This window comes from Rheinheimera sp. B2H12 (assembly GCF_059620065.1).
In genome coordinates, this window is record NZ_CM184363.1 from 4536802 (window position 1) to 4550074 (window position 13273).

The following is a 13273-nucleotide window of genomic DNA, read 5'->3' on the forward strand; positions in this document are numbered from 1 at the left end:
ATCCGCGCCATTTTTTCCAGCTCGCGATGAGGTTCTCTGTGAATAAGTCACATCATGCTGCCGAAATGTCGCCAGCAGCAATTTTCCGGCCCGAATTACTGTCACCGGCCGGTACTTTAAAAGCGATGCGTTTTGCCTTTGCTTATGGTGCTGATGCCGTCTACGCCGGGATGCCCAGATACAGCTTGCGGGTGCGCAATAACGAATTTGATTTGCCAACTTTGGCCATCGGCATTGCCGAAGCCCACGCACTGGGTAAAAAGTTTTATTGTGTCCTTAATAGTGCGCCGCACAACGCCAAACTGGACACCTTACTGGAAGATATTCGGGCCGTAGTCGCGCTGGCGCCTGATGCCTTTATTGTGTCGGATCCTGGGGTTATTTTTCTGCTGCAACAACATTTTCCGGCCTTGGAGCTGCATTTGTCAGTGCAAGCCAATACCCTGAACTGGGCTGCGGTGCAATTCTGGCAACTGCAAGGCATCCGGCGGGTGATTCTGTCACGCGAACTGGCGCTGGAAGAAATAGAACAGATCAGGCAACAAGTACCGGCAATGGAGCTAGAGGTTTTTGTCCATGGCGCTTTGTGTATGGCCTATTCCGGCCGTTGTTTATTATCCGGTTATATGGATAAACGCGATCCCAACCAAGGCACTTGTACCAATGCCTGTCGCTGGCCTTATCAGGTCACCCCAGCCACCGAGAATGCGGTTGGCCAATTTGTGCCCGCGAGCTTACATGCCAGCCAGCCACGGGATGAAGTCATTTTGTTAACCGACCCGCAAAAGCCAGGCGAAATGATGCCTGCCTTTGAAGATGAGCATGGCACTTATATTATGAATTCGAAAGATTTACGCGCCGTGCAGCATGTCGATCGTCTGACCAGAGCGCAGGTACATTCGCTGAAAATTGAAGGCCGCACTAAATCATTTTATTACGCCGCCCGCACCGCTCAAATTTACCGTCGGGCTATTGATGATGCCATCGCAGGCCAGCCTTTTAATCCAGAACTACTGACCGAATTGGATGGTTTAGCCTCCCGCGGTTATACCGAAGGTTTTTTACGCCGCCATATACCGATTGCAGAACTGCAAAACTACCAGAAAAGTGCCTCCGGCAGTGATCTGCAGCAATTCGTTGGTGAAGTAGATGGCTGGGTCACGGCTAGCCCAACCGGGCAACCGGCACGGGTGTGGATCGAAGTGAAAAATCAATTTGCCGTCGGTGATAGTCTGTTATTGATGTCGCCGCAGGGTAATCAGCAACTTCGGCTGTCAGCACTTTGGGATAAATATGGCGTTGCCATCCAGCGTGCCCCTGGTGCCGGACATCGGGTGCAGTTGGAACTACCCGTCGGAATGCAAAGTGATTTTGTTTTACTGATCAGAGATTTACCAGTTGAAGAAACCACAACAACCCAGGGTTGCGCTTGATGACTTTGTTGATTACCGAAGATTGTATCAATTGTGATATGTGTGGTCCGGAGTGCCCGAATCAGGCCATCAGTTTAACGCTGATGGCCAGTGGCAACAAAATCTATCAGATCAATCCAGAGTTATGCACAGAGTGCGAAGGTTTTTATCCGCAGCCAACCTGTGTTGCGGTCTGCCCGATCGACTGTGTCATTGCTGCAAAGGCTTAGAATTTGGTCATCAGGTTCAGACTAAATCCGACAAACTCCAGGCCTGCAACCTTGGATTTCTCCACTTCCAGCGTCAGTGCATAATCCTGGCTAATAGAGTAACCAAGCCCGGCACCATACAAAGCGTCTTCACCACTGGATTTAAGCCGGTTGCTGCTCAGTGGCGTGATACTGCTGTCGGTTCTTTTATTGTCCCAAGCCAATAAACCCGTTTGCGCCCGGACAAACCAATCGTCGGCAAAGGAATAGCTCAGCACCAGCTTGGCATCCAGTGCCTTGGTTTGAAAATCGCTTTGCGCCAACAAGGCATTGTTAGCGCTATTTTTCAGCACAAAGTCGCCATCTGCCAGTTGCTGTGCGCCTATTTCCACGCCGATCCAACGATTAAACTGATAACCGGTAAATAAACGGTAACCAACATTTTTGCCTTCGGCCTCTAGGCGGTTTTTCAGCAACAAATCATCATAGACATGGGTCTGCACTGCAGCACCATAATAGACAAACCCATCCAGCAACTGCGCTTGCGCATTGCAAGACAGCGCTGCAGCAGCCGCCAACCCCAGCATCCTTTTCATCTTCCCGACACCTTTTATCATCAACTTCACAATCATGACCCGCGACATCAGCCGCGGCCAACCACTGGCTCAGTTCAACTGGCTATTAATGACCAGCAATCTGCATCTGATTGATCAGCACTGAACCAGTTAACACACCACCACGCTTGTCGACATCATTGCCGATGGCGGCAATATCAAAAAACATCTCTTTGAGATTACCGGCAATGGTAATTTCCGCCACCGGGTACTGAATTTGGCCGTTTTCTATCCAGAAACCAGCAGCGCCACGCGAATAGTCACCAGTGACGCCATTCACGCCTTGCCCCATCAGTTCAGTAACCAGTAGCCCTGTGCCCATATCCCGCAGCAATTGTGCTAAATCGGCATCGCCATGGCTGACCAGCCAGTTATGAATGCCACCGGCATGGCCTGAACTTGGCAACCCCAGTTTGCGGCCGGAATAACTGGTCGTCAGGTACTGGTTCAGTACGCCATCGGTAATGATTTGCCGATCGGAGGTTTTCACCCCTTCGCTGTCAAACGGACTACTGGCCAGGCCACGCACCAGATGCGGCAATTCAATAATATTGACCTTGGATGACAACACAGGCTGACCCACTTTATCCAGTAAAAAGCTGGACTTACGATAAATGGCGCCACCGCTAATGGCAGAGACTAAATGTCCGAACAAACTACTGGCAATATCGGCGCGGAAAATAACCGGCACTTTTTGCGTGCCTAACTTACGGCAGTTCAGTCGGTTGACAGTTTCCAGTGCCGCTTCCCGGCCAATGTCGGCCGCAGCGCGCAATTGGCTTAACTCGCGGCTGACGGTGTAACTGTAATCCCGCTGCATATCCTCGCCAGCCTCGCCAATCACTGAACAGCTCAGACTGTGCCGGCTGCTCGGATAACCAACCAACTGGCCATGGCTATTGCCATACACTTTTAAGCCCTGGTGGGACGAAAAGGACGCGCCATCAGAATTGGTAATGCGGCTGTCAGTGGCAAAAGCTGCCTCTTCCGCCGCCACACAATAGGCAATGGCTTCGGCAGTACTGACTTCGGCCGGATGGAATAAATCCAAATCCGGCGGTGAGAATTCCAGCGCGTCACGGTCAGCAATGCCGGCGCATGGATCTTCGGAAGTGTAACGGGCAATATCGATCGCCGCTTCAACAGTGCGCTTCAGCGCTGCCGGGCTCAAATCTGCCGTCGAGGCCGAGCCTTTACGCTGGCCGACATAAATGCTGATGCCAAGACCACCATCCTGATTAAATTCCACAGTTTCCACTTCGCCGTGCCGGGTTTCCACGCTGAGGCCGCGGGTACGGTTCATTGAAGCTTCAGCACTACTGGCGCCCAGTGCTTTGGCATGCGCCAGCACCTGGCTGACGGCGGCTTTTACTTCATCAATTTCTTGCCAGATGGTTGGTTTAGGTGCAGTCATCACGTCACTTTTATCAGTTGCAGCAAATATTTGCCAAGCTTACCACAGCATCTGCCGAACAGGATGCGCGAAGCGCGACGAGCACGGGCTTTTTTGATATACTTGCCGCAATTTTCCGATGGAATTACCAACGAATGGCAGATATTACCGATTTTACCCATGGCGATGATTGGGATCGCGAAGAAGGCAAAAGTAAAACGCAAATTAAAAAAGAGATGCAGGCATTGCAGGAATTGGGCGAAGAGCTGGTGTCATTAAGCGCCGCCAACCGCGCCAAATTACCGCTGGATGCTGAATTGCTTGATGCCTTACAACTGGCTGACAAACTGAGCAAAAAGCACGAAGCTTTGCGCCGTCATATCCAGTTTATTGGCCGTTTAATGCGGACTCGTGATTTAGAACCGTTACAACGCGGTTTGGCCATTATCCGCAATACCAATCAGGCAGCGACCCGTAAATTCCATTTAGTGGAAGACTGGCGCGATAAACTGATTGCCAATAACGACACCCTGACTGAATTTGTCGCAGCTTATCCGACAGTGGACGTGCAACAATTACGTACCCTGATCCGCAATGCGAAAAAAGAACAGGAAAAAAATCAGCCGCCAAAAGCTTTTCGTGAGCTGTTTCAACTGATTAAACCTTTTATCCTGGAAGAATAACTTTTAAAAGCACTGCGCTGTGGCTGTTGTTATCGCACAACGACGGCCGCAGGCCAGTGCCGCAGTACCGGCTTTTTATGCGGTGGTTCAATACCGCAAAAATAGCCGTTTTGATGGCGATGCGGCTGCTGTTTTGGCAGTTTCCGCCACAGCTTTGAACCGGCAGATGACAGACAGGTGAAATTCGCTGTCTGGGCTGCTTTTTTTTCGGGCAAATCAGAATAAAATCCTGTATATTGTCGCCCTATTTTCAAACCCTAGCTTATTGAGATTACTATGTCAGCAGATTTATCCTTATATAGAAACATTGGTATCTTCGCCCACGTTGATGCCGGCAAAACCACGACTACCGAGCGTATCCTGAAACTGACCGGTAAAATCCACAAGCTGGGCGAAGTTCACGAAGGTGAATCAACCACAGACTTCATGGAACAGGAAGCTGAGCGTGGTATTACTATCCAGTCAGCTGCTGTCAGCTGCTACTGGAAAGGTCACCGTTTCAACGTCATCGATACCCCGGGCCACGTTGACTTCACCGTTGAAGTTTACCGTTCTCTGAAAGTTCTGGACGGTGGTATCGGTGTATTCTGTGGTTCAGGCGGTGTTGAACCTCAGTCTGAAACTAACTGGCGTTATGCCAACGATGCGAAAGTATCGCGTCTGATCTTCGTCAACAAGTTAGACCGTATCGGTGCTGACTTCATCCGCGTTACTGAACAAGTTAAAAAAGTCTTAGGCGCTCAGCCACTGATCATGGTGCTGCCAATCGGCCGTGAAGACACTTTCACTGGTGTGGTTGACCTGCTGACAGAAAAAGCTTACGTGTGGGATGATTCTGGTCTGCCAGAAAACTACACAGTCACAGATATCCCTGCCGATATGCTGGACGACGTTGCTATGTACCGCGAGCAGTTAATTGAAACTGCCGTAGAACAAGACGACGACCTGTTAATGGCTTATATGGAAGGTGAAGTTCCTTCAATCGAAGATATCAAACGTTGTATCCGTAAAGGTACCCGTGACCTGGCCTTCTTCCCAACTTTCTGTGGTTCTGCCTTCAAAAACAAAGGCATGCAGTTAGTTCTGGACGGTGTTGTTGATTATTTACCATCACCAACTGAAGTAAACCCACAGCCACTGACTGACGAAGAAGGTGCTGAAACTGGCCAATTCGCGATCGTTTCTGCTGACGAGCCATTCCGCGCGCTGGCTTTCAAAATCATGGACGACCGTTTCGGCGCCCTGACTTTTATCCGTATTTACTCTGGTGTACTGAACAAAGGCGATACCGTGCTGAACTCTTTCACCGGTAAATCAGAACGTATCGGCCGTATGGTTGAGATGCACGCCAATGACCGTACTGACCTGACCACAGCTCAGGCCGGTGACATCATCGCGTTGGTGGGTCTGAAAAACAACACCCAAACTGGTCACACCCTGTGTGATCCAAAAGCACCATGTACGTTAGAACCAATGGTATTCCCAGAGCCGGTAATCTCTATCTCTGTGACGCCAAAAGATAAAGGTTCTGTTGAGAAGATGGGTATCGCTATCGGTAAGATGGTGGCTGAAGATCCAACTTTCCGCGTTGAAACCGATCCGGATTCAGGCGAAACCATCCTCAAAGGTATGGGTGAACTGCACTTAGATATCAAAGTAGACATCCTGAAGCGTACTTACGGTGTTGAGTTAGTGGTTGGCCAGCCGCAGGTTGCTTACCGCGAAACTATTACCCGTGAAGTTGAAGACAGCTACACCCACAAGAAACAATCTGGTGGTTCAGGTCAATACGGTAAAATCGACTACCGCATTCGTCCGGGCGAGCAAAACTCTGGCTTCAAGTTCATCTCTTCGACTGTGGGTGGTAGCGTTCCAAAAGAATTCATGCCAGCCATCGAGAAAGGTTTTGCTTCAATGATGAGCACTGGTACCTTAGCAGGCTTCCCGGTGTTAGACGTTGAAGTTGAAGTATTCGACGGTGCTTTCCACGCAGTTGACTCTTCAGCCATCGCGTTCGAAATCGCTGCGAAAGGCGCTTTCCGTCAGTCAGTACCAAAAGCTGGCGCGCAACTGCTTGAGCCAATCATGAAAGTTGACGTGTTCACGCCTGAAGATCACGTCGGTGATGTGATCGGTGACTTAAACCGTCGTCGTGGCATGATCTCTGGTCAGGAAGCTGGTGTGACTGGCGTTCGGATCAAAGCTGACGTGCCACTGTCTGAGATGTTTGGTTATATCTCTACCCTGCGGACAATGACGTCAGGTCGTGGTCAGTTCTCTATGGAGTTCTCACACTACTCACCATGTCCGTCTAACGTCTCTGACGCTGTGATCCAGAAAGAAAAAGAAAAGAAAGCCGCTGCTGCTAAAAACTAAGGTTTAAGCCGTTGCGACAAGCCCCGCCAGCGCAAGCTGCGGGGCTTTTTTTATCGCTTTGAAACCCAGCTTTGACTTACAGCTGGCGACAAGACGAAGATTCAGCTGCGCTGCCAGCGCCAATATCGAAATTCAGTATGATTGGCATAAAACACAGCCTTGCAGCAACAGCCTGCAGTTGCGGCAAACTGATAAAATCGTTCAGCCCTGATGCCCTGACCGAAAAACTTTGTTTGACGTCTGGCGCTGAAAACGTTAAAAAGTCGGCCTCTTACCGGAACCTGTGGCACTGTGCCTGGTCTGACCTACAGCCAATAGCCCGTTTCGGCAACATTTTGATCTGTGCGCAATACATCAAAGCCGCATGCCGACTCTCCAGCATGCCGCCAGTGCACTTGCAGGCTTGAGGCTTGCCCAGTAGAGGAACCGCAGTAGATGCAAGAAATGCTTATGGCTATCTGGCAGCAGGATTTTGACCAACTCCTTCAAATGGGCAAAGTGGATTTGTTGATCGGCTGTTTATTGCTGATTTTATTTCTGGAATCCGCTTTTGTGTTTTTACCACTGCCAGGCGATAGTCTGGTGTTACTGGCCGGCGGCTTATTAGCCACTGGTGTGATAGCGCCGGAAGTGGTGTATCTGTATATTCCACTGGCCGCCGGTATCGGTAGCATGGTGGCTTATTGGCAGGGCCATGCGCTGGCGCATACCCGCTTTATGCACCATATCGAGCGGATGGTGCCAAATGACAGCCTGCCACGGGCCACCCGGTTACTGGAACGGCATGGCCTGCTGGCGATGTTTTCTTCCCGTTTTATTCCTTTTGTCCGGGTGCTGACGCCGATGCTGATGGGCATGACGCGTTTACCGCTGCGTAAAGTGCTGATGATGAGTCTGGTCAGTGCTTTTTGCTGGTCTGTGGTGCTCGGCATGCTGAGCAGTCTGTTGATGAAAATGCCGTTCTTGCAGCAATATCATCAAATGCTTGGCAAAGCCCTGCTGCTCATTTCGTTGCTGTTATTTGTGCTGGCAGTGTTTGCCATCCTGTATCGGTTATTGCGGCGCAATAAAGTGGCGACCGGCGAATAAACTGCTATGGAGGGCAATAGTAACAGATCCTGCGTTGGCAGAGTGCTGTCTTGTGATGAGACGCTACAACAAACGTAACCAGCGCAGATCTTCCACGCCATTGTACTTAGCACATTGGCCTGTGCCCGACACTACCACAGGCCAACGAGATGCTTTTGCACTTAAAATCAGCGAAAGCAACTCTTTGCCACCAGGTTCAGACGTGTCAAACACAAAATGATAATTTGCATTATCTCGGCAACTGGGCTGGTCGCTGACAGTCCCCTCCATTGTGAAAAACATTTTATTTCCATACAACGGACCTGATTCAATCTGTTTTATTATACCCTGACCAGTACCTGCAATCGCCGATTGCATAACAAATAACAAAGGAATATATATCAATTTTTTCATTACGAAATTCCGTTTTGTTGAAGACTAAAAACCAGACTAGACCATGTTGACCTTATTATGGTGCAGCCACAATTCAAATGTCTATGAGGTGCAGTTTGCCTTGCAGATAGAGCACCGCCTGGCCTGACACCAACACCCGCTCATCCTTCAGCGCACAGCGCAGCTCACCACCGCGTTTTGAAGCTTGCCAGGCCAACAGTTCAGTTTTACCAAGCGCAGCCGCCCAGTATGGCGTTAAAGCGGCGTGGATAGAACCTGTCACCGGATCTTCTTCACCGCCATTGGCTGGCCAGAAATAACGACTGACAAAATCAAAGTTACCGTCGGCAACACCGGTGCCAGGGGCTGTTACCACCACATCCCATGGCCCTAACTGTTTTAACAGGGCAAAATCCGGTGTCAGTTGCTGCACTGTGGCGGCCTCTGCAAACACCACCAACCAGGCTTGGGCACTGCGTAATATCTCGATGGGCGCCGGTAGTTCGGGTTTGGTCAGCAAACCTTGTAATAACGCCGCCGGCACTGCGTCTACCGCCAAGGCTGGCCGCTGTGGAAAACTCATCTGTAACCAGTTTTGCTGCTGGCAAACCGTTAAATCGCCGACTGCTGTGGTACTGAATTGAATACTGGTTAACGCTGGCTGGCGCCGAAATAACACAAAAGCAGCCGCCAGCGTGGCATGGCCACAAAAATCAATTTCGGTCAGCGGTGAAAACCAGCGGATAAAAAAATGCCCGGGCTGCAACTCAACCACAAAAGCGGTTTCTGACAGGTTATTTTCCTGCGCAATATTCAGCAACAGCGCATCATCAAGCCAGCTGGTTAAAGGCACCACCGCCGCCGCATTGCCCCGAAACTGCCGGTTGCTAAAAGCGTCGACCTGATAAATATCCAGTTGCATGAAGTGCCTCCGTTTCAATTTTGGGATTGCTGAGCGATTAACTGCCGTCGCAGCTCAGAGCGCAGAGCGTCTTGTTGCGCTAAATCGGCATTTACCGCACTACCATCGCCACTCTGTGGCTGCCAGATCACCAGCGACACATCAAACTGCGGATAATACAACAAGGTCAGCATATAACCAGGCAGATAACCGCCGTGACTATATTCCAGCAGGCCATCCTGCTGCAAAATCTGGATCCCCAGACCATAATGCAAGCCACCCCAGCGATGTCCGGTCCGTTCGGGTCCTGGGGTTACCAGTTGGGTTAATTGTGCCTGCGGCAGCACAGAGCCCTGATATAAACATTGTTGCCAGCGGATTAAATCGGCAGCGTGGCTGACCATGCCACCGGCGGCAACATTCTCCAGCGGAAATTGATTGGCATCGACAGTCTGCCATTGCCCATGCTGCAGCCACTGGCCCTGTACCAGCCGTGGCGCAGTGCTGACCGGCCTGTGACTGTCAGGCGCAAAACTGCCACTCATCTGACAACGCTGAAACAGCCGCTCAGTCTGCACGGCAAAAGGTTCGGCATAAATAGCTTCCAGCAACTTCGCCAGCCACTGATAATTCTGATTGTTGTAGCTGAATCTGCGGCCAGGTTGAACTGCAGGCTGCGCCCCCAGGCCCGAGGTATGATTCAGTAACTGCCGGACCGTAATATCACCCAGTTGACTGGCGTGGCCGGGCAGCACAGTGGCCACCGGCTGCTCCAGTTGCAACCGCTGTTGCGCTATAGCCTGCAGCACCAGCACTGCGGTGATCTGTTTACTGATGGAGGCAACCGGTAACTGATGTTGCGCCGTCAGCGCTGCTGCCGGATGATAACCATAACTCCACAGCAAACGATCGCTCTGTGCCAGTACAGCAACCCCAGTCAGCCGTGGCGTGACTTTGGGTTGCAGCACCTGTTGCAGCAGTTTACTGTCAGGATGGAAGGCCGCCTTCAGATGGGTTTGTGCCGATGCGACAGGCTGCTGCGCTATCATCAGCATCAGACCAAGCAGCAACCGCGGCATGACAACGACTGCAGCAGCAAACTCACGCAATCCTTTTATGATCGACATCGCACCATCCTTTGTGGTTTGTGCATTTCGCCTGGCCAGCATCAGGTGCTGACCCATAAACTTGACCGGTCTGTGATCAGAGCGAACAGCTGTGGCTTAAATCAGCCGTTTGACCACCAAATCAGCGCCAATACCTTTGAGTTTACTCAGCAGTTTTTTCACCTGTTCCGGATAGTCCCGTAACATTTCAATCTGGCTAAAATGCTGAATTTGTTGGGTGTTGGCAAAAATATGTTGCTGCTCTTGTTGTAACTGCGGTTGTAATTGGCCAAGCTCATCCTGCACCAGCACGGCATTCTCAAAATCCAGCGCAAAAGCCCGTGGATTCAGGTTATGTCCGGTAAATAAATGGCGCTGACCATCCACACTCAGGCCCTTCAAATGGAAGCTATTATCCTGATGCCGCCATAACCGCAGCTCCAGCAAACCGGCATCAATAAACTTCTGATTATTTTTCACAAACTTGCGCAAAATAGTTTCGTACAGATACGGCAAACCGCCGATGCGGCTGAATTTCTGCCCCGGAGGAATATAAAAATCATTGGCGGTTTTATCACCGACCACGATAGTCACTTTCACTCCCCGCTTCAGACACTTGCGTAATGCTTTAGCCAGTACCGGCGGCGGATTAAAATAGGGGGTGTAAATCAGCACTTCACGTTCAGCCAGTCCCAGCAACGCCAGAATGCTTTTATTCAGCTGATTGTTCAGCCGACCCAGCCCCATCAGTAGCGATGCCGTTAAGGCAGAGCCTTGCGGCTGATCCGGCAATGGATAACGACCATTGCGGGCATGTTTTAGCCAGTTGCGATGACCCGCTTTATAAGCGTGCGCAATATCAGCTTCCGCCGCTAACAGATTTTGCACCACGGTTAAATCACCCAGCACCAGTTGTTGGCCAGCGACAAAAGCATCGGCCAAGGCCTGATTATCAATTTGCAGATAACGATCGGCCCGATAGCGCTGTTGTTCGGCCAAATAAATGTTATTGAGCGAAGCTCCGCTATAAAACAGCGAGTCATCAAACACAAAACCTTTTAAATGCAGCACACCGAATAACTCACGCTTTTTCACCGGCACGCCATAAATCTCGATCGGCAGCGGGTAATCCGCTGCTACAGCCCGGTAAAAATCGGCATTGGTGCGGCCGCCACTCTGACCTATCAGACCGCGACGGGCGCGGTGAAAATCGACATAAATCCGCACATCGAGCGACGGGTTCTGCTGTTTGGCAGTAAACAATGCCCGCAAAATTTGCTCGCCGGCTTCGTCAGCTTGTAAATACAAGGCGGTGATCAGAATGCGTTTTTTTGCTTGTGCGATCAGTTGCAACAACTGTTGTTTATAGTCAGTGGCATGGCAAAACAGCTGCACAGCATCAGCCTGGATGGCTGTTGCCGGCAACGCGGCCAGACGGCGTTTATTCAACAAATTTTGCAGCATAAAAAATGTCAGTTCTCGTTAAACCGGGCGCACCCCGGCTCGCAGGCAAGCTGCGAATGGACTTTCATAGCGGGCTATTATGCTTTAAATGTGCCGATGTGGCAAAAAGCAAGCTCAGCTTAGGCGAGGTTCAGCGTAAAAGCGCCCGTTCAACAACACAGCGCTGCGGCTGGCACTGCCTGCATCACACAGGCAGTGCCGCCACAATTAAGCAGTACCACCCACCGTCATACCATCCAGTTTCAGCGTTGGCTGGCCGACACCTACCGGCACGCTCTGGCCTTGTTTACCACAAACACCGACACCGGTATCCAGTTTTAAGTCGTTGCCAACCATCGAAACCTGCTGCATCGCTTCCGGGCCATTGCCAATCAAGGTAGCGCCTTTAATTGGCGTGGTAATTTTACCATCTTCAATCAGATAGGCTTCTGAAGCGGAAAACACAAACTTGCCGCTGGTGATATCCACCTGACCGCCGCCAAAGTTAGGCGCATAAATGCCTTTTTTCACCGAAGCGATAATTTCTTCCGGCGTATAATCGCCAGCCAGCATATAGGTATTGGTCATCCGTGGCATCGGCAAATGGGCAAATGATTCACGCCGGCCATTGCCGGTCGGAGCCACATTCATCAACATGGCATTGTGCTTATCCTGAATATACCCCTTGAGGATACCTTTTTCGATCAGCACATTATGCTGACTGACAGTGCCTTCATCATCGATATTTAATGAACCACGGCGGTGTGCCAGAGTGCCATCATCGACGATAGTACATTGGGTGGAAGCCACTTGCTCACCAATCCGGCCAGAGAAGGTAGATGCGCCTTTACGATTAAAGTCACCTTCCAGGCCATGACCGACCGCTTCATGCAACAAGACACCAGGCCAGCCGGCACCTAACACCACTGGCATCATGCCGGCAGGTGCATCCACAGCAACAAGGTTCACTTGCGCCTGCCGGACAGCTTCGCGGGCATATCCCATCCAGCGCGCTTCGCCATTAAGCAGTTCACTGAAATAACTGTAATCGGTTCTGGCACCGCCACCGGCACCACCCCGTTCACGCCGGCCATTGTCGTTGAGCAGTACTGAGCAGTTTAAACGCACCAGCGGCCGGATATCGGCGGCATAAGTACCGTCACTGGCTGCCACCAGCACTTCTTCATAGACACCGGACAAACTGACCATCACTTGCTCAGCTCTGGCATCCAGACTGCGGATAAATGCTTCAATCTGATGTAATAACGCGACTTTTTCGGTGTTACCCAGACTCTGAATAGGTTCAATCGGCAGATAAATCTGGCTGTTACCGGTTCTGGCAAAGGCTTGCACCTGACCCTGCTGACCGGCGGCAGCAATACCACGCGCCGCTTGTGCCGCCTGTTTCAGCGCAGTCGCTGAAATATCATCGGCATAAGCAAAACCGGTTTTTTCACCGCTGATAGCCCGCACGCCTACACCACGTTCAATATTAAATGAGCCGTCTTTGACCAGACCATCTTCCAGCACCCAGGATTCATGCACACTGGACTGGAAATATAAATCGGCATAATCCAGCTGATGCGAGAATAAATATCCCAGCGTTTGGTTTAAATCGGCACTGCTAAGGTCGCTGGCGTGGATCAGATTTTGTTCAACGCTGCTGATGATGGCT

General features: G+C 50.9%; 11 protein-coding genes and 1 pseudogene. 5 read left to right on the forward strand and 7 right to left on the reverse strand.

Annotated elements, in window-relative coordinates; translation table 11 throughout:
* The first annotated feature begins 80 nt into the window (after positions 1-80).
* Positions 81-1433 carry a prephenate-dependent tRNA uridine(34) hydroxylase TrhP gene (trhP, locus tag AC53GJ_RS19315; RefSeq protein WP_496732823.1) on the forward strand — a complete coding sequence of 451 codons (1353 nt, stop codon included), beginning with the start codon at positions 81-83 and terminating at the stop codon, positions 1431-1433.
* Positions 1433-1624, forward strand: a pseudogene (locus AC53GJ_RS19320) (YfhL family 4Fe-4S dicluster ferredoxin); the annotation flags it as partial. The gene trhP and the pseudogene AC53GJ_RS19320, both read left to right, overlap by 1 nt.
* A gap of 14 nt (positions 1625-1638) precedes the next feature.
* Here the strand turns inward: AC53GJ_RS19320 and AC53GJ_RS19325 are convergent.
* Complete coding sequence (locus tag AC53GJ_RS19325; RefSeq protein WP_496730028.1) at positions 1639-2217, reverse strand: outer membrane beta-barrel protein; 579 nt, start codon at positions 2215-2217, stop codon at positions 1639-1641.
* 85 nt (positions 2218-2302) lie between these two features.
* Positions 2303-3649 carry a metalloprotease PmbA gene (gene pmbA / locus AC53GJ_RS19330; protein ID WP_496730029.1) on the reverse strand — a complete coding sequence of 449 codons (1347 nt, stop codon included), beginning with the start codon at positions 3647-3649 and terminating at the stop codon, positions 2303-2305.
* 134 nt (positions 3650-3783) lie between these two features.
* On the opposite strand from pmbA, the gene yjgA reads away from it, so the two are divergent.
* The 3 genes from yjgA (at position 3784) to AC53GJ_RS19345 (ending at position 7776) form a co-directional block, all read left to right on the forward strand.
* Positions 3784-4311: a ribosome biogenesis factor YjgA gene (yjgA, locus tag AC53GJ_RS19335; protein WP_496730030.1), complete on the forward strand. Its 528-nt coding sequence runs from the start codon at positions 3784-3786 to the stop codon at positions 4309-4311.
* A gap of 270 nt (positions 4312-4581) precedes the next feature.
* Positions 4582-6687, forward strand: a complete 2106-nt coding sequence (gene fusA / locus AC53GJ_RS19340) for an elongation factor G (RefSeq protein ID WP_496732824.1) — start codon at positions 4582-4584, stop codon at positions 6685-6687.
* Between the two features lie 435 nt (positions 6688-7122).
* Positions 7123-7776, forward strand: coding sequence for a DedA family protein (locus AC53GJ_RS19345; protein ID WP_496730031.1), 654 nt, complete (start codon positions 7123-7125; stop codon positions 7774-7776).
* 63 nt (positions 7777-7839) lie between these two features.
* Here AC53GJ_RS19345 and AC53GJ_RS19350 read toward each other — a convergent pair whose 3' ends face one another.
* The 5 genes from AC53GJ_RS19350 to tldD all read right to left on the reverse strand — a co-directional run bounded on the left by AC53GJ_RS19350 (position 7840) and on the right by tldD (position 13266).
* Positions 7840-8169: a hypothetical protein gene (locus AC53GJ_RS19350; protein WP_496730032.1), complete on the reverse strand. Its 330-nt coding sequence runs from the start codon at positions 8167-8169 to the stop codon at positions 7840-7842.
* 73 nt (positions 8170-8242) lie between these two features.
* Entirely contained in the window at positions 8243-9070 is an 828-nt protein-coding gene (locus AC53GJ_RS19355) for a PhzF family phenazine biosynthesis protein (protein WP_496730033.1), read from the reverse strand.
* A gap of 14 nt (positions 9071-9084) precedes the next feature.
* Positions 9085-10176, reverse strand: a complete 1092-nt coding sequence (locus AC53GJ_RS19360; protein ID WP_496730034.1) for a serine hydrolase domain-containing protein — start codon at positions 10174-10176, stop codon at positions 9085-9087.
* 96 nt (positions 10177-10272) lie between these two features.
* The gene (pssA, locus tag AC53GJ_RS19365; protein WP_496730035.1) at positions 10273-11604 is read right to left on the reverse strand and encodes a CDP-diacylglycerol--serine O-phosphatidyltransferase; all 1332 of its coding nucleotides are present in this window, start codon (positions 11602-11604) and stop codon (positions 10273-10275) included.
* A gap of 222 nt (positions 11605-11826) precedes the next feature.
* Positions 11827-13266 (reverse strand): metalloprotease TldD, encoded by a 1440-nt coding sequence (gene tldD / locus AC53GJ_RS19370; RefSeq protein ID WP_496732825.1) that lies wholly within the window; start codon positions 13264-13266, stop codon positions 11827-11829.
* Between the last annotated feature and the right edge of the window lie 7 nt (positions 13267-13273).